This is a genomic window from Pseudomonas sp. 1L-E-NC-VB-C3 (assembly GCF_057291535.1).
Genome location: NZ_JBXAWD010000006.1, coordinates 52,629 through 74,457, shown reverse-complemented (window position 1 = coordinate 74,457; position 21,829 = coordinate 52,629). Strand labels below are relative to the sequence as shown.

Below are 21,829 nucleotides of genomic sequence, written 5' to 3'. Positions count from 1 at the left end.
GGTACAGGCCCGGATTCGGCATTTGAGTTGAAGGGTTGCGAACAGGTCAGCGCACGTCCTGCGAATGCCCCTCGGCCATGGCCACGATGACTTTGCGCGGCCCTTCGAACGGTGAGCGCGCGTGAGCCGAGAGCATGTTGTCGAGCATCAGCACATCGCCCTCCTGCCAGGGGAAACTGATCGCACAGTCGTCGAGCACCGCGCGAATCTGCGCCAGCACTTCGTCTTCGATCGGCGAGCCGTCGCCGTAGTAGACGTTACGTGGCAGGTCTTCTTCGTCAACGATGTCGAGCAGGCTTTCGCGCACGTCCGCTGGCAGGTTGGAGATGTGAAACAGGTGCGCCTGATTGAACCAGACGTGCTCGCCCGTGACCGGGTGCACCGCCACCGCCTGACAGGTCTGGCGCGTGCGCAGCTCACCGTCGTCCTTCCACTCGCAGACAATGCCGTGAGCCTTGCAGTAGGCCTCGACGACTTCACGGTCTTCGGTGTTGAACACGTCTTCCCAGGCCACATCGAGGCCATTGCCGAAGTTGCGCACGTACATCAGGCCTTTGCTGACGAAACGCTCGCGGATCGCCACCGGGATGCGCCGGTACACTTCGCGGCTGTCGGCAATCGGCGTCTCACCGCCGGACCTGGCGGCGATCATGCTGTAGAACCAGATCTTCATCGGCCAGTCGCGGGAATAAGCCTGTTCGTTGTGCAGCGGAATGCTTTGGTGCGCCGGGTATTCGGTGGAGGTGTACACGCCTTGGGTGACGTTGGTACGCGGCGTCGAGCCGAACTCGTAGTTGAGCAATGGATGGCCGAAACTCGCGGCAAACTGGCGAAACTGCTCGGCGCCGTCGAGGCGGAAGCCGCGAAACAGCACGCCACCGTCGCGCAGCAGATGCTCGTCGACCAGCGCCTTCAATTCATCGAATACCGCCAACAGATCGGTGTCGGCATCGTCCGCCTCGATCAACAGCGGCAAGCGTCCGCGCTGCGGCAGCAATGGCCGAACGGAAAATCCCAGAGCAACAGTCATGACTGGCCTCCTGAATATGCGTGATAGATGAGTCGCGTCTCAGAACGCCGGTTGCGCGGCCTGCGCATGGCGCCGGTGATGCACTTCCAGATGCGTCTTGATCGTGCGAATGACCCGCGCTTCGTGCTCATGAATGAAGAAGTGCCCGCCGGTCATCATGTCCACCGAGAAACTGCCCAGGGTCTCTTTGCTCCAGCCGATCAGTTGTTCGGTGGTGGCGCGGTCTTCCTTGCCACCGAGCACGTGCACCGGGCAATTGAGCAAGGGCCGCTCGGCAGGCGTGAAGCGCCCGCACATCATGAAATCGGCGCGCAGCACCGGCAGGGTCAGGCTCATCAATTCCTGATTGGCGAGGATTTCTTCGCTGGTGCCCTGAAAGGTGCGCAACTGTTCGATGAGTTCCTCATCGCTGCGCGGTTCGGCAAAGCCGCGGTCGTAATCGCTGCGCATGGACGGTGCGGCGGTGCCGGAGGCGAACAGCGCCAGCGGCTCCGGCACACCCAATTCGCGAAAGGCATGGGCCATTTCGCAGGCGAGCAACGCACCGAGGCTATGCCCGAACAACGCATACGGGCCTTGCAGCCCCGGCTTGTGCTCGCGCGCCAGTTGCCGCGCCAGTGCGCGCATGTCGGTTTGCAGCGGTTCATCGAACCGCGCGCCACGTCCCGGCAGTTCCACCGGTTGCAATTGCAGCCACGTCGGCAGTTGACGCCGCCAGCGGCTGTAAACCATGGCGCTGGCGCCCGAATAGGGCAGGCACAGCAATGTCAGCTTGGTCACCGCGCTTTCCTTGAAAAATGTGTCTGCAAGAAAGACGGATCACTCGCCGGACAAATTAGTCGCCCGGTCGCTAAATTCCCCCGCCAGCCGCTCGTTGCCTGTTCAGGAAAAAAACAACAATCGCGAGGGAATCACCGTGGACCTGCAGAGCATTCTGGGCAAGTTGTTCGCCAACGCCGGCGCGGTCGGCATCGAGGGCGTTTTCCAGTTCATCTTCAGCGCGCAACAGGCGTACTGGTACGACATCAAGACCAGCCAGCGCACGGAAATCGGGCGCCACCCGCGTCCGGACGTGACCATCGAAGTCGCGGAAAAGGACTTTCTCGGGATCATGGCCGGCGTGGTCAACGTCGAGGAACTGTTCGCCAGCGGTCGCCTGAAGATCGGTGGCAACATGGGCCTGGCGACAATGCTGCCGCAGATCATCGACCACGCCCGCCAGGGAGGCGGCACGGTGGAAAAGGTCGACATGAACAAGCGCTACCCGACGCCACCGCGCTTCAGCGAAAAGCTCACTGCCGCGCTGCCTCGGCAGACCAGCGTCGAACGCCGTGCGCGCGAAGGGTTGAGCCGGCACGAATTCGAAACCCGTTATCTGCCCAACGGCATTCCATTGGTGATCAGCAATGCCCTGCGCGACTGGCCATTGTTCAGCCTGAGCCGCGAGGAGTCGCTGGTGCATTTCGCTGAACTGCAGGGCATCACCCGCCATGGCGATTATGTGAAGAAGACGTTTTCCACCGAGCGTGATTTCCGCTCGACCTCAATGGCCGAGTTCATCGCCTCGCTGGACAGCCCGGCAGTCAAAGGCGCGGACGGCGAGCCGTCGGCGTACATGGGCAACAACATCCTGCCCGCGCAATTGTTGCAGCAGATCCAGTACCCGCCCTACTTCGACACGTCGCTGTTCATTCCGCCACGTATCTGGATCGGCCCCAAGGGCACGCTGACGCCGTTGCACCGCGATGACACCGACAACCTCTTCGCCCAGGTTTGGGGGCAGAAAAAATTCACCCTTGCCGCACCACATCATCGCGAAGCGCTGGGCACCTGGTCGACCGCGCCCAAGGGTGGCCTGGATGGCTGCGATTTCAACCCGGACGCGCCGGACTATGAGCGTTTCCCGGCAGCGCGGGAGGTGACGTTTTTGCGGGTGACGCTGGAGGCTGGGGATCTGCTGTTTTTGCCAGAGGGATGGTTCCATCAGGTGGAGTCGGTGTCGACGTCGCTGTCAGTCAACTTCTGGATCAACTCAGGACGCGGCTGGTAACACCGCAAAATAACTGTGGGAGCGAGCCAGCTCGCGAAGGCGTTGTATCAGGTATGAAGATATTTACTGACACACCGCCTTCGCGAGCAGGCTCGCTCCCACAGTGGAATTTCATTTCAAGTGACGGAAACTTTGAAACGCGGAAATCAGCACCACCGCCCCCGCCGCAATCGCCAGCCAGAAGCCGCTGCGCGCGCCAAACGCATCGACCAGCGCGCCGGAACCGGCGGCGCCGATCGCCACGCCGATGCTCAGTCCGGTCACCAGCCAGGTCAGGCCTTCAGTCAGTTTGGCCGGTGGCACGATGCGTTCGATCAACGCCATCGCGACGATCAGCGTCGGTGAGAAGAACAGCCCGGCGATAAATACCGCGATCGACAAGCCGAGAATATTGCTCGCCAATAACAGCGGCAGCGTGGTCACTGCCGTCGCCACACCGCCGTAGAGAAACAGGCGCGGCAGCGGCAGTTTCGAACGCATCGCACCGAAGGCGATGCCGGCCAGGCATGAGCCGATCGCGTACACCGACAAAACAATACTGGCCGCTGCCGGCTGGCCCTGATGTTGAGCGAAAGCGACGCTGACCACATCGATGACTCCGACGATCACGCCCATCGCCAGCATCAACGCCAGCAGCCATTGCACGTCGGTCGAGCGAATGATCGAGCCCTGATGCTGCGACTCCTGCGCGTGCACCGGTGGCTCGGTGCTGCGCTGGGCGACAAACGCCGTCACGCCAATGGCCAAGGCCAACAGCGCCGCCAGCGGCCCGGCCTCGGGAAACACCGCAACCGACAAGCCTACTGACAGCGGCGGCCCGACGATAAAACACACTTCGTCGAGCACCGACTCCAGCGCATACGCCGTCTGCAATTGCTGCTGGCCACGGTAGATCTCGGTCCAGCGCGCCCGCACCATCGCCGACATGCTCGGCATGCACCCGGCCAGCGCGGCGAACACGAACAACGTCCAGTTCGGCGCCTGCAGACGCGTGAACAGCAGCAACATCAACAACCCGCCGCCACCGGTCAGCGCTGCGATCGGCAGCACCCGCCCCTGCCCGTAACGGTCCACCAGACGCGATACCTGTGGCGCGCAAAACGCCGTGGCCAAGGCAAACGTCGCCGCCACCGCCCCCGCCAGCGCATAACCGCCGTTCAACTGCGCAAGCATGGTGATGAGGCCGATGCCGGTCATGGAAATGGGCATGCGCGCCAGCATCCCGGCCAGCACAAACGCACGGGCGCCGGGGGCGGTGAACAATTCGCGGTAGGGATTTGCCATCGATTGCAGCCTCATCAGGGGCGGCCAAGTTGCCATAGCCTTGAATGCCGTGGAAGCGCGCAATTGTTAGCGGTCTGTGAAGGCCCCTTCGCTCGCACATTCGAAATGCCGTCCCCCGGTGGGAGCGAGCCTGCTCGCGAAGGGGCCGGCGCAATCACCGCATCCAGCAAATGAACTCTCAGCGTCTGCCATCAGTCAGCTACTTAAGTCTCTGGAACCAAGGCGCGAATCGTCATGCAGATTTCCCTCGCTCATCAGGTGGCGCTGGTCACGGGTGCCAGCTCCGGCATCGGCCATGCCGCCGCCAAAGCACTCGCTGCGGCCGGCGCTGCGGTCGTGATCAACTACAACAGCAGCGCCGAACCCGCCGAAGAACTGGCCGCGCAAATTAACGCCGAAGGCGGTAAGGCGCTCGCCATCGGCGCCGATGTTTCGAAAGAAGAAGATGTCGAGCGGCTGTTCAAAGAGACCGTCGAAGCCTTCGGCTCGCTGGACATTCTGGTGGCCAACTCCGGTCTGCAAAAAGACGCTGCCACCGTGGACATGACCCTCGACGACTGGAACACGGTGATCGGCGTCAACCTCACCGGGCAGTTCCTCTGCGCACGGGCGGCGTTGCGGATTTTCCAGCGTCAGGGCGTGCGCGAAGGCGTGTCGCGCGCGGCGGGCAAGATCATTCACATGAGTTCGGTGCACCAGCGCATTCCATGGGCCGGGCATGTCAATTACGCCGCGTCCAAGGGCGGCGTCGATCAATTGATGCAGAGCCTCGCCCAGGAAGTCAGCCACCAGCGCATCCGTATCAACAGCATCGCGCCCGGTGCGATCAGCACGGCCATCAACACAGAAGCCACTGAAGGCGCGGCCGGCGACAAACTTCTTGAGCTGATTCCGTACGGGCGCATCGGCGATGTCGAGGATGTCGCCAACGCAGTGGTTTTCCTCGCTTCCGATCTGTCCGATTACATCGTCGGCACCACCCTGTTCATCGATGGCGGGATGAGCCTCTATCCGGAGTTTCGCGGCAATGGCTGAGCCTGAAATGGAACAACAAAGTCCCATCGGTGCCCACGGGATCATCGGCGACATGCGCAGCGCCGCACTGGTCAACGACAAGGGCAGCGTGGATTTTTTCTGCTGGCCGGAGTTCGATAGCCCGACGATCTTCTGCTCGCTGCTCGACACCCCGCAAGCAGGGATTTTCCAGCTCGCGCCGGACTTGCCGGATGCGCGCCGGGAACAGATTTATCTGCCCGACACCAACGTCTTGCAGACCCGTTGGCTAAGCGAACACGCAGTGGTGGAAATCACCGATCTGTTGCCCATCGGGGACGATGTCGACGCCCTGCCGCTGCTGATGCGCCGGGTGCGCGTGGTCAGCGGCTCGGCGACGTTCAATCTGCGTTGCGCGGTGCGCCACGACTATGGCCGCGCCGACACCCGGGCAGAGATGGACGCAAAGGACGTAACGTTCCATGCCGCTGGCCAGCCGTCGATACGCCTGGCTTCAGATCAAGCACTTCAAATCGATGCGCAAGCGGCCGTCGCGCAGTTCACCCTCAAGCACAATGAAACCGCCGCATTCATGCTCGGCGGCAGCGACGATCCGCGTTTTGCCAAAGGCGCCGGCGAGTTGTGCATGGAGCGCACCCTCAAATACTGGCGCGGCTGGATCGGCCAATCCAACTATCGCGGGCGCTGGCGGGAAATCGTCAATCGCTCCGCCCTCGCCCTGAAACTGCTGACCTCGCGTCGCCACGGTGCGATTCTCGCCGCCGCCACCTTCGGCCTACCGGAAACTCCCGGCGGCGAGCGCAATTGGGATTACCGCTACACGTGGATCCGAGATGCCTCGTTCACCGTTTACGCGTTCATGCGCCTGGGCTTTGTCGATGAAGCCAACCACTACATGCAATGGCTGCGCGGACGGGTCAGCGATTGCTGCGGCAAACCGATGAAACTCAACATCCTCTATGCCATCGACGGCCAGCAGGAATTGCCGGAAACCGAACTGACGCATCTGGCCGGCCACGGCGGCGCGCAACCGGTGCGCATCGGCAATGGTGCCTACGATCAGGTCCAACTGGACATCTTCGGCGAGCTGATGGACGCGGTGTATCTGGTCAACAAGTACGGTGATGCGATCTCCCACGAAGGCTGGCGGCATGTCGGCGAAGTGGTCGATCAGGTCTGCGAAAACTGGCAGAGCGAAGATGTCGGCATTTGGGAAATGCGCGGTGAGACCCATCATTTCCTGCACTCGCGGCTGATGTGCTGGGTGGCGCTGGACCGGGCGATCCGTCTGGCTTCCAAGCGTTCGCTGCCGGCGCCGTTCGCCCGTTGGGATGACACCCGGCAAGCGATCTACACCGACATCTGGGAAAACTTCTGGGACGAAGAACGCGGGCATTTCGTCCAGTACAAGGGCGGTACCGCACTGGATGGCTCGATGCTGCTGATGCCGCTGGTGCGCTTCGTCAGCGCCAAGGATCCGCGCTGGCTGTCGACTCTGGAAGCAATCGAAAAAACCCTGGTGCGTGACGGCATGGTCTATCGCTATCGCAACGAGGACGCCAACATCGATGGCCTCAGTGGCACTGAAGGCGCGTTCGCCGCGTGTTCGTTCTGGTACGTCGAATGCCTGGCCCGCGCCGGCCAGGTGGAAAAAGCCCACCTGGAGTTCGAGCAATTGTTGCGATATGCCAATCCGCTTGGGCTGTACGCCGAAGAGTTCGACAGCCATGGGCGGCACCTGGGCAACACGCCGCAAGCGCTGACGCATCTGGCGTTGATCAGTGCGGCGAGTTTTCTTGATCGCAAGTTGAGTGGCGAGAAGAGTTCCTGGCAGCCGTAGCGTTGAGCGCTTTTTCGCCAGCGCTTGTCAGACCGATCTCTGATCGACAGGTATGTTTCCACAACGGGCCTGCATGCCAGACAACTGGCTCAGGCCCATATTCATGGTGAAACCTGCGCAGCGGTGACCCGCATTCCGTTCGCAGATCCAGAGTGTCTGAATACGATTCAAACGGAGTGGTTCGTCATGATCGAGAGCGTTCTTACCCCAACCCTGACCATTGCCTACGAACAGCACGGTCAGAACAACGGCGCCCCGGTAATTCTGCTCCACGGCTTCCCCTATTCCCCGCGCACCTTCGACGAAGTCGCCCCGGCGCTGGCCGCGCGAGGCTACCGCGTCATCGTGCCGTACTTGCGCGGTTACGGGCCGACCCGGTTCAACAGTGCGCAAACCCTGCGCTCCGGTCAGCAAGCTGCGATGGCGCAGGACTTGCTCGATCTGATGGATGCGCTGGGCATCGAACAGGCCACGCTTTGCGGTTATGACTGGGGCGGTCGGGCAGCGTGTATTGTCGCGGCGTTGTTTCCGGCGCGGGTGCGCGGACTGGTCAGCGGCGACGGCTACCTCGTGCAGGACATCGTCCATGCGAACCAGCCGTTGGACCCGGAAGACGAGCATCGGCTCTGGTATCAGTACTACTTCCACACGCCGCGTGGCGTCGAAGGACTTAAGCAGAATCGCCGGGCGTTGTGTCAGTTGCTTTGGCGGCTGTGGTCGCCGACATGGGCGCGAAAGGACGAACGCTACCCGCTGACCGCTGGCGCTTTTGATAATCCTGACTTTGTCGACGTGGTGATTCATTCCTATCGGCATCGCTTCGGCTACGCCCCGGGCGATCCAGCCCTGGAGTGGATGGAAGAAGCGCTGGCCACACAGCCGGTGATCCGCGTACCGAGCATTTCGCTGTGCGGTGGCGATGATGGCGTCGGCCCGCCTTCGCTGATTGATGAAGATGCCGAGCATTTCAGCGGCTTTTATGAGCGGCGCGTGCTCGCGGGTGTCGGCCACAACATTCCCGAAGAAGCGCCGCAGGAAACCCTCAAGGCAATACTGGATCTGCTGCAACGCTGACCGAAAACCGCTCCCGATAAGCCTGCGGCGTCACGCCAATCGCTCGCAGAAAACTGCGCCGCAGCGTCTCTTCACTGCCAAACCCGCAATTGGCGGCGATGCGTTTCACCGGCAGGCCGGTATCGCTGAGCAGTCGGCGGGCGGTTTCGACGCGGATCAATTCGATCGCCCGCGCCGGGGTCTGGCCGGTGTCGGCGCGGTAGTGGCGGATAAAGCTGCGTTCGCTCATGCCGGCCTGTTCGGCGAGGGTCGGGATGCCGAGGTCGCAGGTCAGGTTTTCGGCGATCCAGGCGTGCAGTTCATCGAAGCGGTTGCCCTGTTGTTGCAGCGACAGCGTCACGCTGAACTGCGACTGTCCGCCCGGGCGTTTCAGGAAGACGACCAAGTGCCGGGCGACGTCGAGGGCGATATCGCGGCCGAGGTCTTCTTCGACCATGGCCAACGCCAGATCGATGCCGGCCGTGACCCCGGCGGAAGTCCACACCGGGCCGTCGTTGATGAAAATCGGATTGGCTTCCACGTGCAGATTCGGATGTTGCGCGGCCAGTTGCTCGCAGCGCGTCCAGTGGGTGACCACGCGGCGGCCATCGAGCCAGCCGCTGGCGGCGAGCAGAAAGGCCCCGGTGCACACCGAAGCCACGCGCCGGCAGCCGCGCGCATGTTCGCGTACCCAGTCGACCAGTTGCAGATCTTCCGATGCCGCATAAGTGCCCCAGCCACCGGCGATGATCAATGTGTCGCTGGGCATTTGCGGCAACGGTTCTGCGAGCACCGCCAACCCCGCCGATGACAGCACCGCCCCGCCACCGCTGGCGATCACGCTCGGCGCATACGGCACCGACATGCCGCGCTGGCGGGCCAGATCGTTGGCCGAGGCGAACACCTGCAATGGCCCGGTAACATCGAGAATCTGCATGTTGGCGAACGCGAGGACGTGAATGGATTTGGGCATTTGGCGTAATTCGTGGGGTGATTGGCGTATGCGCCAGAACCTACGCGCCTACAGTGCAGTCGTCCACTTCTTTCAACGGAGCAAGAACGATGACGCTGCAGATCGGTTTTCTGTTATTCCCGCAGGTCCAGCAACTCGACCTCACCGGCCCTTACGACGTCCTCGCCTCGTTGCCCGGCGTGCAGGTACACCTGATCTGGAAGGATCTGATGCCAGTGACATCCAGCACCGGGCTGCTGCTGAAACCGACTACGACCTTTGAGGATTGCCCGGATCTGGATGTGATCTGCGTGCCCGGCGGCAGTGGTGTCGGGCCGTTGATGGAAGACCAGCAGACGCTGGATTTCATCAAACGCCAGGCCGCCCAGGCACGTTACGTAACCTCGGTGTGCACCGGCTCGCTGGTGCTCGGCGCGGCGGGCCTGCTGCAGGGCAAGCGCGCGACTACGCACTGGGCCTATCACGAGTTGCTGCCGACCCTGGGCGCGGTTGCGGTGAAGGATCGGGTGGTACGCGACGGCAATCTGTTTACCGGTGGCGGAATCACTGCCGGGATCGATTTTGCCTTGGTGCTGGCGGCGGAACTGGTCGATGCCGACACAGCGCAACTGGTGCAGTTGCAACTGGAATATGCCCCGGCACCGCCGTTCAATGCCGGCAGCCCGGACGTGGCACCGAGTGCGGTGGTCAATGAAGCGCGGTTGCGCGCGGCGCCTTCGTTGAAGCTGCGCACCGAGATTACTGAACGCGCGGCGGCCAAACTGGGCCTGCGCTGATATCCAGCCGAATGCAAAACCTGTGGGAGCGAGCCTGCTCGCGAAAGCGGAGTGTCAGTCGCCAGTGACGTCATCTGGAAGACCGCTTTCGCGAGCAGGCTCGCTCCCACATTTGATTTGTGTCTGGCATGACTGCCACACCTTCACTTGTCCCACCTCCCTCGCCCGTGTAGAAAGCCCCTTCCAGAAATCTCGCACAAGGACTTTCGATGAAGGCGCTGCCCTGGCTCTATCTCGCGTTGCTCGGCCTCGGTTACGGATTGGCCCTGAGCTACGGCCAGCTCGGTTGGCTCGCATTGATCTCCGTGGGGCTTTTGCTGTTCGCCGCATTCGCCGTGCGCCAGCAACAAGTGCCAGTCGCGCGCTGGCTCGGCCATGGCCTGTTCATCGTTCTGGCCGTGGCACTGGCGCTGCACTGGCTGCCGGGCTTCGCCAACGGCCGCGTGATCAATCCGCAACGTTTCACTGACAACGCCGTGCCGTTCGCGATGTACCTCAATCTCGACAAACCGCTGGTGGGCTTCTGGTTGCTGCTGGTTTGTCCGTGGATCGTCGCGCGGCGATCGTTGCGCCTGACGGTCTATGCCACCGCCCTCGCCCTGACGCTGTGCGCGATTCTCGCCCTCGGCGGCGCGCTTTTACTTGGCGTGATCGCCTGGGCACCGAAATGGCCGGATCAGGCCTGGCTGTGGGTGCTGAACAATCTGCTGCTGGTGACGCTGGTCGAGGAAGCGCTGTTTCGCGGCTATATACAGGGCGGGCTGAGCCGTCGCCTCAAGCACCTGCCCTACGGCGACAACCTCGCGCTGCTGTTGGCCTCGCTGTTGTTTGGTCTGGTGCATGTCGGCGCTGGCTGGACCTGGGTGTTGCTGGCGGGACTGGCCGGGGTCGGCTATGGTCTGGCCTACCGTTTCGGCGGACTGGGCGCGGCGATCGCCACCCATTTCAGCCTGAATCTGTTGCACTTCGGCCTGTTCACCTATCCGATGCTGGCCAGTTGACGCAAGCGCGGTTTTGCGACGGCGTACTTAAATCTGAAAAAAAACTTCAATAAAAACCTGTCGGCGCCGACAACCATTCAAAGCCTTGCGGATTGAAAAACCATGCGTAACAACCAGCCCATTACACAACGCGAGCGGACCTTTCCAGCTCAGCAACGGTTGATTTCCACCACCGATGCCAAGGGCATGATCACCTACTGTAACGACGATTTTGTCGAGATCAGCGGGTTTTCGCGGGAGGAACTGATCCGTGCGCCGCACAATCTGGTCCGCCACCCTGACGTGCCATCGGCGGTGTTCTCGCACATGTGGGGCACACTGAAACAAGGCTTGCCATGGATGGGCATCGTCAAGAATCGCTGCAAATCCGGTGACCACTATTGGGTTAACGCCTACGTCACACCGGTGTTCGATGGCAGCCAGGTGATCGGTTACGAGTCCGTGCGCGTCAAGCCCACCGCCGAACAGATCCGCCGCGCCGAAGCGCTCTACCAACGCATCAACCAGGGCAAGTCGGCGATTCCTTCGACGGACAAATGGCTGCCGCTCCTGCAGGACTGGCTGCCGTTCATTCTGGTCAGCCAGCTGAGCTTCATGATCGGCGCGACGCTGAACTCGCAGTGGGGCTTCGCCCTCGCCGCCGGTCTTTCGGTGCCGTTGGGCCTGATGGGCCTGCAATGGCAGCAACGCGGGCTCAAGCGCCTGCTGCGCCTGGCCGAACAGACCACCTCCGACCCGTTGATCGCGCAGATGTACACCGACAGCCGTGGCGCCCAGGCGCGTCTGGAAATGTCGATCCTCAGCCAGGAAGCGCGCCTGAAAACCTGTCTGACCCGTCTGCAGGACACCGCCGAGCACTTGACCGAACAGGCCAAGCAGTCCGACGCCCTGGCGCACAACAGCTCCACCGGCCTGGAACGCCAGCGCGTGGAAACCGAACAGGTCGCCACCGCCGTCAACCAGATGGCCGCCACCACCCAGGAAGTCGCCAGCCACGTACAGCGCACCGCTGACGCCACCCAGGAAGCCAACCGCCTGACCGGCCGCGGCCGCGACATTGCCGGGGAAACCCGCGAAGCGATTCAGCGCCTGTCGGTGGTCGTCGGCGAAACCGGCCTGACCGTGACGCAACTGGCCAAGGACAGCGACGAAATTGGCGGCGTGGTCGACGTGATCAAAGGCATTGCCGACCAGACCAACCTCCTCGCCCTCAACGCTGCGATTGAAGCAGCGCGTGCCGGTGAAATGGGCCGTGGTTTTGCGGTCGTGGCTGACGAAGTCCGCCAACTGGCGCAACGCACCAGCGAATCCACCGGGCAGATTCATGCCCTGATCGCCAAGTTGCAACAGACTGCCTCCAGCGCCGTGCAAACCATGGAAGCCGGGCATCGCCAGGCTGAAGAAGGCGTGGCGCGGGTCCTGGAAGCGGATCAGGCACTGGTCGGCATCAGCGAAGCGGTGGCCAACATCACCGACATGACCACCCAGATCGCCGCCGCGACCGAAGAGCAAAGTGCCGTGGCTGAAGAGATCAGCCGCAACATCAGCAATATCTCGGAACTGGCGGATCAGACCTCGGAACAAGCGCACAACTCGGCGTTGCTCAGTGAAGAACTGACGAAGACCGCCAACACGCAGTATTCGTTGGTGGCGCGGTTTAACCGCTGATTGGAAGGCTGGAATGAAAAAACCCGGATGGCGTGAGCTTTCCGGGTTTTTTGTTGTGTCAATGAACTACTCAATAGGACTTGAGTAGTTCAGTCGTGCATTGCGCCGCCTGCAAAACCGAGACATCTAATATTGAACTTCATCAGAAAGTTTTGCGCTGCACATTCGGAAATCCTGGCGAAAATCCACAGAACACAGCGTATGTCTACTGTCAGGTCTTACAGTAGACATTCAAGCTTCAGGGGCATATCTATAAATCGTTGAACAGATGGTTTTCATTGTTATCACGATATGACCAAGGAGCTAAAAAATGAGCAAACATAGCATCCTCATCCCAAAACCAGGTGCCATTGCAAAACAGTCTAATGTCTTCACTTGGCAATTCGGCACCAACCCTGAAACCACGGCCACTATAATTTCTTTTGAGCTACGTCATTTTATTCCGACGGGCGAAAAGAGCTGGTCAATCTCAGGATCTACAGGAACGCTGGAGGAGAAGAACATCTTTCTCTACTCTTTCTCGATCCCCTATACCAGTGACGCCCCGTTCCATAAAACTTATACGTTGGAAGACGGGCTGACATTCCAGCACGGCCACTCGTCACCTGGACCCTCTGGGTTTTATGGATTTACTTATGTTGATGCTGATGAAGCCACGGTCACTATCGACATCCATCCCACCAAGGGGATTGCTAAAGGTACATTTGAAGCAAAGTTCAAAAGCCATGGATACCGAACGCAGCCTATAGGTACTTTCAACTTGCTTAGGGATGATTTGTGATTTTTCGCGACAACGTTTCGATCAGATTGCATCCCCGCACTTTTAGCCGTATGGCGCTTCGCGAGCAGGCTCACTCCTACATTGGATCTGCGGTGATCACAGATTAGGTGCCAGACACCAATCCCCTGTGGGAGCGAGCCTGCTCGCGAAGAGGCCATAACAGCCAGCGAAATTATTGAGGCAACTTCAGCTTATCCAGCAGTCGATTGACCAACAGTTCGTTGAGCATGATCACCTGTTGCAGCGCCAGCAGTGGTTTGCGTTCCGGGCCGCCTATCGAGTTGGCGATGTTACCGGCCATGGCATGCGCGTATGAAAGCGACTCGCAGGCCTCGACCAACAGGGTTTCGTCATCCAGCGTGGGGTCCACGACATAGACCGGGCGATATTTTGGAGAGCTTGGTGGAGCGGCCAGATCTTCGGGTTTGAGGTAGTAATCGAGGGCGCGGTCGGTGGCTTCCTGGATTTTTTGCGGATCGAGAGCGCGGTCGTGGGGGGGTGGCGGGTTGGGGGTGACTTTGAACATGGGCGTACTCCGGTTTCGAATATTGGGAGCCAACACCCTCGCTACCAAACGAAAGGTGGTGGTCATACGCAGGTTGGTAGACCGGTCGAAACAGGAAACCCGGCGCTCACAAAGGAGCCCCACGCATGCCCACCATAAAAGTCGAGCCCCGAAACGGGACTGCATACGGTGACGCTATACAACGGTTTCGACGCGGGCTACCAAACCCCATCACTGTTTCTCAGTGACAGACAAACGATATAGCCCGCCGCCTAGACGCGTAAGCCGGCGGATTCTGGCGTAGGCGTAGGCAATGGCGCAAGGAGTTGTAGCCGGGATGGCGTAACGGGTCGTGTAGTTTAAACATTGGTATTTGATGATGTTTAAGTTCAGAGATTGCCTCTGACAGGCAGGTGGTTTGATGTCGTCTGGAAGGGAGCTTTCGCGAGCAGGCTCGCTCCCACATTTGGATCGGGTCCATCAGTGGGGGATTGGTCGGCTTGGAGGCTGCCATCGCTGGCAAGCCAGCTCCCACAGGGATTTGGTCCAAACGGTAGAGATTGGTCGACTGGGAGACCGCCATCGCGAGCAGGCTCACTCCTACAAGGAGCGCGGTGTACATCAGGAAGAATCAGGTCGGCTGTCAGGCCGCCTTCGCGAGCAGGCTCGCTCCCATATTTGGATCGGGTACGTCAGTGAGGATTGGTCGGCTTGGAGGCCGCCATCGCTGGCAAGCCAGCTCCCACAGAGATTTGGTCCAAACGGTAGAGATTGGTCGACTGGGAGACCGCCATCGCGAGCTGGCTCACTTCTACAAGGAGCGCGGTGTACATCAGGAAGAATCAGGTCGGCTGTCAGGCCGCCTTCGCGAGCAAGCTCGCTCCCACAGAAAAGCAAGGCAGCGCAGCTGCCCGCGGCGAAGCCGCACCACTCAACAATGAGCGCAAGCTCGAGTGCTCTTGATCTTGATCCACCGGCGACGTCGGAAGGCTGAGTGGAGGGATTGATCCGGGGGTGGGAGCGCAGCGACCGTCTGGCGCAGCCAGACACAGCGGAAGGAGGTGCAGCGAAGCAAACCGGAGCCGCTGCGCCCGGATCGATCCCGGAGCGAAGGGACCCGAGCCTGCGAGGGCCGAACGCAGGAGCTAGCGTTTTTTGCTTACTTTTTTAGGCGCTTGTAAAAAAGTAAGTCGCCGTCAGGCGAAACCGCCAGCCGCAGCTCCCGAAGCAACGGATATGCCCCCAAGAGCAAGATCAAAAGCTAGCCCCCTCACCCCAACCCTCTCCCCCAAGGGGGCGAGGGGGAAAGGGAGCAGGTCTTCATGCAACGCAAAATCCCGGCCCGGCTCAAAATCAGTCACCGAGAAATTCAGCCACCTTCTGCGCAGCACCCGCCAAATGATCGGAATGCGCAAAGCCAGAAGCCTTGAGCGGCTTCAAATCATGATCCCCCGCCACCAACCAAAACACCTCAATCCCCGGCGCTAACGAATAGCCCTCAACCGCCTCGCGATTCCCCAGAGCGTCCCGCTCCCCCTGCACAATCAACGCCCGCGTGCGCAACGAAGCCAAATGCTCAACCCGCGGTTTCTCCGGCTTCCCCACCGCATAAAACGGATACCCCAGACATACCAACGCATCCACCCCCAACTCATCCGCCACCAGACTCGCCATCCGCCCGCCCATCGACTTGCCGCCAATCGCCAACGGCCCAGCGACATGACGCCGCACAACCGCAAACACCTCCCGCCAACATTCCTGCAACTTGCCAGCAGGATTCGGCGGCCGCTTAACCCCATCCACCCGCCGCTGCGCCATATACGGAAACTCAAAGCGCAACACGTTGACCCCAAGCCCAGCAAGGCGCCCAGCCATGTCGATCATCCAGTCGCTATCCATCGGCGCCCCCGCCCCGTGCGCCAGAATCAGCGTTGCCGAAGCCTCACCAACAGCGGCATCCCAAAGCCACCCATGATCGAGCACACACTGCGCCCATTGATCCCCGTCAATACTGGCCTTGTGCTGTTTGTCCATGCTTGCCTCGCTTTTAGTCTGCCTATAACTCCAGGCGAAGGATTCGCGCCGTTTGCGCGCTCACTTCGGCTGAACCGTGGATGGGGAACCATGAACACTTCTATCAGTACCGCCTACAACTACAAGGTGGTCCGCCAATTCGCCATTATGACGGTGGTGTGGGGCATCGTCGGCATGGGCCTCGGGGTTTTTCTCGCGGCGCAATTGGTCTGGCCGGAACTCAACTTCAATTTGCCCTGGACCAGTTTCGGCCGTCTGCGCCCGCTGCACACCAACGCGGTGATCTTCGCCTTTGGTGGCTGCGCGCTGTTCGCCAGCTCCTTCTACTCGGTGCAACGCACCTGCCAAACGCAATTGTTTGCGCCGCAAATCGCCGCGTTCTGCTTCTGGGGCTGGCAACTGGTGATCCTGCTGGCGGCGATCAGCCTGCCGCTGGGTTACACCAGCTCCAAGGAATACGCCGAACTGGAATGGCCGATCGACATCCTGATCACCATCGTCTGGGTCGCCTACGCGATCGTGTTCTTCGGCACGATCATGCAGCGCAAAACCAAACACATTTATGTGGGCAACTGGTTCTTCGGCGCGTTCATCATCACCGTGGCGATCCTCCACATCGTCAACAACCTTGAGTTGCCGGTGAGTTTCACCAAGTCCTACTCGGTGTACGCCGGTGCAACCGACGCGATGGTGCAGTGGTGGTACGGCCACAACGCTGTGGGCTTTTTCCTCACCGCCGGTTTCCTCGGGATGATGTATTACTTCGTGCCGAAACAGGCCGAACGTCCGGTGTATTCGTATCGCCTGTCAATCGTGCACTTCTGGGCCTTGATCACCCTGTACATCTGGGCCGGCCCGCACCACTTGCACTACACCGCGCTGCCGGACTGGGCACAGTCACTGGGCATGGTGATGTCGCTGATCCTGCTGGCACCGAGCTGGGGCGGCATGATCAACGGCATGATGACCCTCTCGGGCGCCTGGCATAAGTTGCGCAGCGACCCGATCCTGCGCTTCCTCGTGGTGTCGCTGGCGTTCTACGGCATGTCGACCTTCGAAGGGCCGATGATGGCCATCAAGACTGTCAACGCCCTCTCCCACTACACCGACTGGACCATCGGCCACGTTCACGCCGGCGCCCTCGGCTGGGTAGCGATGATCTCGATCGGCGCGCTGTACCACATGATCCCGAAAATCTTCGGCAAAGCGCAGATGCACAGCGTCGGACTGATCAACGCGCATTTCTGGCTCGCGACCATCGGCACCGTGCTCTACATCGCCTCGATGTGGGTCAACGGCATCGCCCAGGGCCTGATGTGGCGCGCGGTCAACGAGGACGGCACGCTGACTTACTCCTTCGTCGAAACCTTGGTGGCCAGCCATCCGGGCTTTGTCGTGCGGCTGATCGGCGGGGCGATTTTCCTCAGCGGCATGTTGCTGATGGCTTACAACACCTGGCGCACCGTGCGGGCCTCGCAGCCTGCCGACGTCGTCGCTGCCGCGCAGATGGCCTGAGGAGTCCGCCATGAAACACGAAACGATTGAAAAGAACGTCGGCCTGCTGATGCTGCTGATGGTGTTCGCCGTGAGCATTGGCGGCCTGACCCAGATCGTCCCGCTGTTCTTCCAGGACGTCACCAACAAACCGGTGGAGGGCATGAAGCCATACACCGCGCTGCAACTGGAAGGTCGCGATATCTACATCCGCGAAGGCTGCGTCGGTTGCCACTCGCAGATGATCCGTCCGTTCCGCGCCGAAACCGAACGCTACGGGCACTACTCGGTTGCGGGCGAAAGCGTTTGGGATCACCCGTTCCTGTGGGGCTCGAAACGTACCGGTCCGGATCTGGCCCGGGTCGGCGCGCGTTACTCGGATGACTGGCACCGCGCGCACTTGTACAACCCGCGCAACGTCGTGCCGGAGTCGAAGATGCCGGCCTACCCGTGGCTGGTCACCCAAGCGGTCGACAGCAGCCACACCGAAACCAAGCTCAAAACCATGCGTACCCTCGGCGTGCCGTATACCGATGACGACATCAGCGGCGCAGTCGCCAGCCTCAAGGGCAAGACCGAAATGGACGCCCTCGTTTCCTATCTGCAAGTGCTCGGCACTGCAATCAAGAGCAAGAGGTGAACCATGGTCATTGAAATGAGTGCTGGCCTGATTCGCGGCCTCGGCACGGTCGTGGTGTTCGTCGCCTTCGTCGGTTTGACCTTGTGGGTGTTCAACCGCAAACGCACCCCGGAGTTCGCCGAAGCACGCCTGCTGCCGTTCGCCGACGAGCCACTACCCGAAACAATTTCAGCCCCTGAAACAAGGAGTACCCGGCCATGACCACCTTCTGGAGTACGTGGATCTGCGTACTGACCATTGGCAGCCTGATCGGCCTGACCTGGCTGCTGATCGGCACCCGTCGGGGCGAGACCAAGGGCAGCGTCGACCAGACCATGGGCCACAGCTTCGACGGCATCGAGGAGTACGACAACCCGCTGCCGCAGTGGTGGTTCATGCTGTTCGCCGGCACGCTGGTGTTCTCGGTGGGTTATCTGATTCTCTATCCGGGCCTGGGCAACTGGAAAGGCATCCTGCCCGGTTACGAGGATGGCTGGACCGGCGTGCATGAGTGGGAAAAGGAAATGAACAAGGCGGACGCCCGGTTCGGGCCGATCTTCGCCAAATTCGCCGCCATGCCCCTGGAAGAAGTGGCCAAGGATCCGCAGGCGCTGAAAATGGGCGGTCGTCTGTTCGCCTCCAATTGCTCGGTGTGCCACGGCTCGGATGCCAAGGGCGCGTTCGGCTTCCCTAACCTTGCTGACAGCGACTGGCGCTGGGGCGGCGATGCCGAGACGATCAAAACCACCATCATGGGTGGGCGGATGGCGGCAATGCCGGCCTGGGGCGAAGTGCTCGGTGAGGCCGGGGTGAAAGACGTTGCCGCTTATGTGCGCCACGAACTGGCCGGTCTGCCGCTACCTGCCGACAGCAAGGCGGATCTGCAAGCCGGACAGCAGGCGTTCAGCACCACCTGCGTGGCTTGCCACGGCGCAACTGGCCAAGGCACCCCTGCCATGGGCGCACCGAATCTTACTCACCCGGCCGGCTTCATTTATGGCACCAGCCTGACCCAACTGGAACAGACCATTCGCCATGGTCGTCAGGGGCATATGCCGGCGCAGAACGAGATGTTGGGCAACGACAAAGTGCAATTGCTCGCCGCTTATGTGTACAGCCTGAGCCACGGATTGAACACAGAAAAACTGATAACTGAAGACAGCAAGAAATAGCAATTGCGTACACCGCTGCCGCAGCTTTCTCGCTGCGGCAGTTTCCCGCCCCTTTGCGACGCATTGTCGCACCCCTTGGATCCTCTCCTTTCGGAACCCCGGATTCGGGTCTACGCTTCATCGAAGCGGACCGGCTGAAGTCGGTTTCCAGATCAATCCCGAACGATGCGCGCCGTGAACCGGTTGATGGATTCGCCGCAAACGCAGGTAGATAACGGCTGTTGCGCCGATTGCCCGCAATTTCCCGATCACGACCTGTGAACGGGCACCGTTGACGGCGATCCGGATTGCGAGCTTTTAACGCGCACTGCGACATTTTGTCAGAGGCCATTTTTGACCCTACGCGGCGCATGGAAAGGCCGCAGAATCAGCGTTGGAAAGCATTGACCCAGGTCATGGCGCGTTGCAATGACCCCCTGCTTTATACATACTTGCGGCCGATTTTATCCCTATAAAAATACCCAAACCGTGGAACCTTAGAATGAGCACAGCAATCAGTCCGACTGCTTATAACTATAAGGTAGTCCGCCAGTTCGCCATCATGACGGTGGTCTGGGGGATCCTTGGCATGGGGCTCGGTGTCTTCATCGCCTCGCAACTGGTCTGGCCGGAACTGAACTTCGGTCTGCCGTGGACGAGCTTTGGACGCTTGCGCCCGTTGCACACAAACCTGGTGATTTTCGCCTTCGGCGGTTGTGCACTGTTTGCCACTTCCTACTATGTCGTGCAGCGAACCTGCCAGACGCGACTGATTTCCGACAGCCTCGCGGCCTTCACCTTCTGGGGCTGGCAAGCGGTCATCGTCGGCGCAATCATTACCTTGCCGCTGGGTTACACCACCACCAAGGAATACGCCGAACTGGAATGGCCGATCGCGATTCTGCTGGCGATTGTCTGGGTCACTTACGGTCTGGTGTTCTTCGGCACCATCACCAAGCGCAAAACCAAGCACATCTATGTGGGCAACTGGTTCTACGGCGCGTTCATCGTGGTCACCGCGATGCTGCACATCGTCAACCACATGTCGCTGCCGGTCAGCCTGTTCAAGTCGTACTCGGCCTACTCCGGCGCCACTGACGCGATGATCCAGTGGTGGTACGGCCACAACGCGGTGGGTTTCTTCCTGACCACCGGTTTCCTCGGGATGATGTACTACTTCGTGCCGAAACAGGCCGAACGCCCGATCTACTCCTATCGTCTGTCGATCGTGCACTTCTGGGCGCTGATCACCCTGTATATCTGGGCCGGCCCGCATCACCTGCACTACACCGCCCTGCCGGACTGGGCGCAATCGCTGGGCATGGCGATGTCGATCATCCTCCTGGCGCCAAGCTGGGGCGGCATGATCAACGGCATGATGACCCTGTCTGGCGCCTGGCATAAGTTGCGCACCGACCCGATCCTGCGCTTCCTCGTGGTATCGCTGGCGTTCTACGGCATGTCGACCTTCGAAGGGCCGATGATGGCGATCAAGACCGTAAACTCGCTCTCGCACTACACCGACTGGACCATTGGCCACGTCCACGCCGGCGCCCTCGGTTGGGTAGCGATGATCTCGATCGGCGCGATCTACCACATGATCCCGAAACTGTTCGGCCGGGCGCAGATGCACAGCACCGGGCTGATCAACGCGCACTTCTGGCTCGCCACCATCGGCACCGTGCTCTACATCGCGTCGATGTGGGTCAACGGCATCACCCAGGGCCTGATGTGGCGTGCAATCAACGATGACGGCACCCTCACCTACTCGTTCGTCGAAGCGCTGCAGGCCAGCCACCCGGGCTTCATCGTCCGCGCGCTGGGCGGTGCTTTCTTTGCCAGCGGCATGCTGCTGATGGCTTACAACGTGTACCGCACTGTCCGTGCGTCGGATCCGGTTGAAGCCGAAGCCGCCGCCAAGATTGCCGTCGTTGGAGCTCACTGATGAAGCATGAAGCTGTCGAGAAGAATATTGGCCTGCTGGCCTTCTTCATGGTCATCGCCGTCAGCGTCGGTGGCCTGACCCAAATTGTTCCGCTGTTCTTCCAGGACGTCACCAACAAGCCGGTCGAGGGCATGAAGCCGCGCTCGGCGCTGGAACTGGAAGGCCGCGACGTGTACATCGCCAACGGTTGTGTCGGCTGCCACTCGCAGATGATCCGCCCGTTCCGCGCTGAAACCGAACGCTATGGCCACTATTCGGTCGCCGGTGAAAGCGTCTGGGACCACCCGTTCCTGTGGGGTTCCAAACGTACCGGTCCGGACCTGGCCCGCGTGGGCGGTCGTTACTCCGATGACTGGCAACGTGCGCACTTGTACAACCCGCGCAACGTGGTCCCCGAGTCGAAAATGCCGGCTTACCCGTTCCTCGTGGAAAACAAGCTCGTCGGCAAGGAAACCGCGAAAAAAATGGAAGTCTTGCGCACCCTCGGCGTGCCGTACACCGACGAAGACATCGCCGGTGCACAGGATGCCGTGAAGGGCAAAACCGAAATGGACGCGCTGGTGGCCTATCTGCAAGGCCTGGGCACCATCATCAAAAGCAAACGGTGAATC

The 21,829-nt window shown here is 60.7% G+C and carries 20 protein-coding genes; 14 read left to right on the top strand and 6 right to left on the bottom strand.

The features are described 5' to 3' along the window. Positions 1-46: 46 nt before the first annotated feature. Both AC0Z5Z_RS11895 and AC0Z5Z_RS11890 read right to left on the bottom strand, forming a co-directional pair. Positions 47-1,030 carry a TauD/TfdA family dioxygenase gene (locus tag AC0Z5Z_RS11895; RefSeq protein ID WP_485611130.1) on the bottom strand — a complete coding sequence of 328 codons (984 nt, stop codon included), beginning with the start codon at positions 1,028-1,030 and terminating at the stop codon, positions 47-49. Between the two features lie 39 nt (positions 1,031-1,069). Beyond that, a complete protein-coding gene (locus tag AC0Z5Z_RS11890; RefSeq protein ID WP_150741409.1) occupies positions 1,070-1,810 on the bottom strand; it encodes a thioesterase II family protein in 741 nt (246 codons plus the stop codon). 136 nt (positions 1,811-1,946) lie between these two features. Here AC0Z5Z_RS11890 and AC0Z5Z_RS11885 point away from each other — a divergent pair, with 136 nt between their 5' ends. Then, the gene (locus tag AC0Z5Z_RS11885; protein WP_485611129.1) at positions 1,947-3,080 is read left to right on the top strand and encodes a cupin-like domain-containing protein; all 1,134 of its coding nucleotides are present in this window, start codon (positions 1,947-1,949) and stop codon (positions 3,078-3,080) included. 111 nt (positions 3,081-3,191) lie between these two features. On the opposite strand, the gene AC0Z5Z_RS11880 is transcribed toward AC0Z5Z_RS11885, so the two are convergent. After that, positions 3,192-4,364, bottom strand: a complete 1,173-nt coding sequence (locus AC0Z5Z_RS11880) for an MFS transporter (RefSeq protein WP_485611128.1) — start codon at positions 4,362-4,364, stop codon at positions 3,192-3,194. A 234-nt stretch (positions 4,365-4,598) separates the two neighbouring features. Here AC0Z5Z_RS11880 and AC0Z5Z_RS11875 point away from each other — a divergent pair, with 234 nt between their 5' ends. From AC0Z5Z_RS11875 to AC0Z5Z_RS11865, 3 genes are all read left to right on the top strand, one after another. Then, positions 4,599-5,399, top strand: coding sequence for a glucose 1-dehydrogenase (locus AC0Z5Z_RS11875; RefSeq protein WP_252885671.1), 801 nt, complete (start codon positions 4,599-4,601; stop codon positions 5,397-5,399). Continuing rightward, positions 5,392-7,218 (top strand): glycoside hydrolase family 15 protein, encoded by a 1,827-nt coding sequence (locus AC0Z5Z_RS11870; protein WP_485611127.1) that lies wholly within the window; start codon positions 5,392-5,394, stop codon positions 7,216-7,218. The genes AC0Z5Z_RS11875 and AC0Z5Z_RS11870 overlap by 8 nt, the downstream gene beginning before the upstream one ends. Positions 7,219-7,404: 186 nt before the next feature. Then, positions 7,405-8,292, top strand: a complete 888-nt coding sequence (locus tag AC0Z5Z_RS11865) for an alpha/beta fold hydrolase (protein WP_485611126.1) — start codon at positions 7,405-7,407, stop codon at positions 8,290-8,292. Here the strand turns inward: AC0Z5Z_RS11865 and AC0Z5Z_RS11860 are convergent. Then, a complete protein-coding gene (locus AC0Z5Z_RS11860; RefSeq protein WP_485611125.1) occupies positions 8,261-9,244 on the bottom strand; it encodes a GlxA family transcriptional regulator in 984 nt (327 codons plus the stop codon). The two genes, AC0Z5Z_RS11865 and AC0Z5Z_RS11860, sit on opposite strands and share 32 nt — an antisense overlap. A gap of 89 nt (positions 9,245-9,333) precedes the next feature. Between AC0Z5Z_RS11860 and inhA the strand changes: the two genes are divergently transcribed. The 4 genes from inhA (at position 9,334) to AC0Z5Z_RS11840 (ending at position 13,470) form a co-directional block, all read left to right on the top strand. Further along, positions 9,334-10,020: an isonitrile hydratase gene (inhA, locus tag AC0Z5Z_RS11855; RefSeq protein ID WP_485611124.1), complete on the top strand. Its 687-nt coding sequence runs from the start codon at positions 9,334-9,336 to the stop codon at positions 10,018-10,020. A 209-nt stretch (positions 10,021-10,229) separates the two neighbouring features. Then, positions 10,230-11,021: a CPBP family intramembrane glutamic endopeptidase gene (locus AC0Z5Z_RS11850; protein ID WP_485611123.1), complete on the top strand. Its 792-nt coding sequence runs from the start codon at positions 10,230-10,232 to the stop codon at positions 11,019-11,021. 102 nt (positions 11,022-11,123) lie between these two features. Next, complete coding sequence (locus AC0Z5Z_RS11845) at positions 11,124-12,689, top strand: methyl-accepting chemotaxis protein (protein ID WP_041479077.1); 1,566 nt, start codon at positions 11,124-11,126, stop codon at positions 12,687-12,689. A gap of 310 nt (positions 12,690-12,999) precedes the next feature. Then, positions 13,000-13,470, top strand: coding sequence for a hypothetical protein (locus AC0Z5Z_RS11840; protein ID WP_052392185.1), 471 nt, complete (start codon positions 13,000-13,002; stop codon positions 13,468-13,470). A 172-nt stretch (positions 13,471-13,642) separates the two neighbouring features. On the opposite strand, the gene AC0Z5Z_RS11835 is transcribed toward AC0Z5Z_RS11840, so the two are convergent. Together AC0Z5Z_RS11835 and AC0Z5Z_RS11830 are read right to left on the bottom strand one after the other, a co-directional pair. Beyond that, positions 13,643-13,996 carry a DUF6124 family protein gene (locus tag AC0Z5Z_RS11835; RefSeq protein WP_133338899.1) on the bottom strand — a complete coding sequence of 118 codons (354 nt, stop codon included), beginning with the start codon at positions 13,994-13,996 and terminating at the stop codon, positions 13,643-13,645. A gap of 1,332 nt (positions 13,997-15,328) precedes the next feature. Beyond that, a complete protein-coding gene (locus tag AC0Z5Z_RS11830) occupies positions 15,329-16,009 on the bottom strand; it encodes an alpha/beta family hydrolase (RefSeq protein ID WP_150635807.1) in 681 nt (226 codons plus the stop codon). Positions 16,010-16,099: 90 nt separating this feature from the next. Between AC0Z5Z_RS11830 and ccoN (AC0Z5Z_RS11825) the strand changes: the two genes are divergently transcribed. The 6 genes from ccoN (AC0Z5Z_RS11825) (at position 16,100) to ccoO (AC0Z5Z_RS11800) (ending at position 21,826) form a co-directional block, all read left to right on the top strand. Further along, the gene (ccoN, locus tag AC0Z5Z_RS11825) at positions 16,100-17,524 is read left to right on the top strand and encodes a cytochrome-c oxidase, cbb3-type subunit I (protein ID WP_024012337.1); all 1,425 of its coding nucleotides are present in this window, start codon (positions 16,100-16,102) and stop codon (positions 17,522-17,524) included. Between the two features lie 10 nt (positions 17,525-17,534). Continuing rightward, entirely contained in the window at positions 17,535-18,143 is a 609-nt protein-coding gene (gene ccoO / locus AC0Z5Z_RS11820) for a cytochrome-c oxidase, cbb3-type subunit II (protein ID WP_003223389.1), read from the top strand. Positions 18,144-18,146: 3 nt separating this feature from the next. Then, positions 18,147-18,344 (top strand): cbb3-type cytochrome oxidase subunit 3, encoded by a 198-nt coding sequence (locus AC0Z5Z_RS11815; RefSeq protein WP_016773878.1) that lies wholly within the window; start codon positions 18,147-18,149, stop codon positions 18,342-18,344. Next, on the top strand, positions 18,341-19,294 hold the full coding sequence (gene ccoP, locus AC0Z5Z_RS11810; protein WP_485611122.1) for a cytochrome-c oxidase, cbb3-type subunit III: 954 nt from the start codon (positions 18,341-18,343) through the stop codon (positions 19,292-19,294). The genes AC0Z5Z_RS11815 and ccoP overlap by 4 nt, the downstream gene beginning before the upstream one ends. Before the next feature lie 481 nt (positions 19,295-19,775). Next, on the top strand, positions 19,776-21,218 hold the full coding sequence (ccoN, locus tag AC0Z5Z_RS11805) for a cytochrome-c oxidase, cbb3-type subunit I (RefSeq protein WP_024012334.1): 1,443 nt from the start codon (positions 19,776-19,778) through the stop codon (positions 21,216-21,218). After that, positions 21,218-21,826, top strand: coding sequence for a cytochrome-c oxidase, cbb3-type subunit II (gene ccoO, locus AC0Z5Z_RS11800; protein ID WP_485611121.1), 609 nt, complete (start codon positions 21,218-21,220; stop codon positions 21,824-21,826). Before ccoN (AC0Z5Z_RS11805) ends, ccoO (AC0Z5Z_RS11800) begins: the two co-directional genes overlap by 1 nt. Positions 21,827-21,829 lie beyond the last annotated feature (3 nt).

What these genes read in the sequence shown, in the direction of transcription:
- AC0Z5Z_RS11895 (WP_485611130.1), bottom strand. Translation starts at nt 1,030, where the DNA reads ATGACTGTTGCTCTGGGATTTTCCGTTCGGCCATTGCTGCCGCAGCGC.
- AC0Z5Z_RS11880 (WP_485611128.1), bottom strand. Translation starts at nt 4,364, where the DNA reads ATGGCAAATCCCTACCGCGAATTGTTCACCGCCCCCGGCGCCCGTGCG.
- AC0Z5Z_RS11875 (WP_252885671.1), top strand. Translation starts at nt 4,599, where the DNA reads ATGCAGATTTCCCTCGCTCATCAGGTGGCGCTGGTCACGGGTGCCAGC.
- AC0Z5Z_RS11870 (WP_485611127.1), top strand. Translation starts at nt 5,392, where the DNA reads ATGGCTGAGCCTGAAATGGAACAACAAAGTCCCATCGGTGCCCACGGG.
- AC0Z5Z_RS11865 (WP_485611126.1), top strand. Translation starts at nt 7,405, where the DNA reads ATGATCGAGAGCGTTCTTACCCCAACCCTGACCATTGCCTACGAACAG.
- AC0Z5Z_RS11860 (WP_485611125.1), bottom strand. Translation starts at nt 9,244, where the DNA reads ATGCCCAAATCCATTCACGTCCTCGCGTTCGCCAACATGCAGATTCTC.
- inhA (WP_485611124.1), top strand. Translation starts at nt 9,334, where the DNA reads ATGACGCTGCAGATCGGTTTTCTGTTATTCCCGCAGGTCCAGCAACTC.
- AC0Z5Z_RS11850 (WP_485611123.1), top strand. Translation starts at nt 10,230, where the DNA reads ATGAAGGCGCTGCCCTGGCTCTATCTCGCGTTGCTCGGCCTCGGTTAC.
- AC0Z5Z_RS11845 (WP_041479077.1), top strand. Translation starts at nt 11,124, where the DNA reads ATGCGTAACAACCAGCCCATTACACAACGCGAGCGGACCTTTCCAGCT.
- AC0Z5Z_RS11840 (WP_052392185.1), top strand. Translation starts at nt 13,000, where the DNA reads ATGAGCAAACATAGCATCCTCATCCCAAAACCAGGTGCCATTGCAAAA.
- AC0Z5Z_RS11835 (WP_133338899.1), bottom strand. Translation starts at nt 13,996, where the DNA reads ATGTTCAAAGTCACCCCCAACCCGCCACCCCCCCACGACCGCGCTCTC.
- AC0Z5Z_RS11830 (WP_150635807.1), bottom strand. Translation starts at nt 16,009, where the DNA reads ATGGACAAACAGCACAAGGCCAGTATTGACGGGGATCAATGGGCGCAG.
- ccoN (WP_024012337.1), top strand. Translation starts at nt 16,100, where the DNA reads ATGAACACTTCTATCAGTACCGCCTACAACTACAAGGTGGTCCGCCAA.
- ccoO (WP_003223389.1), top strand. Translation starts at nt 17,535, where the DNA reads ATGAAACACGAAACGATTGAAAAGAACGTCGGCCTGCTGATGCTGCTG.
- AC0Z5Z_RS11815 (WP_016773878.1), top strand. Translation starts at nt 18,147, where the DNA reads ATGGTCATTGAAATGAGTGCTGGCCTGATTCGCGGCCTCGGCACGGTC.
- ccoP (WP_485611122.1), top strand. Translation starts at nt 18,341, where the DNA reads ATGACCACCTTCTGGAGTACGTGGATCTGCGTACTGACCATTGGCAGC.
- ccoN (WP_024012334.1), top strand. Translation starts at nt 19,776, where the DNA reads ATGAGCACAGCAATCAGTCCGACTGCTTATAACTATAAGGTAGTCCGC.
- ccoO (WP_485611121.1), top strand. Translation starts at nt 21,218, where the DNA reads ATGAAGCATGAAGCTGTCGAGAAGAATATTGGCCTGCTGGCCTTCTTC.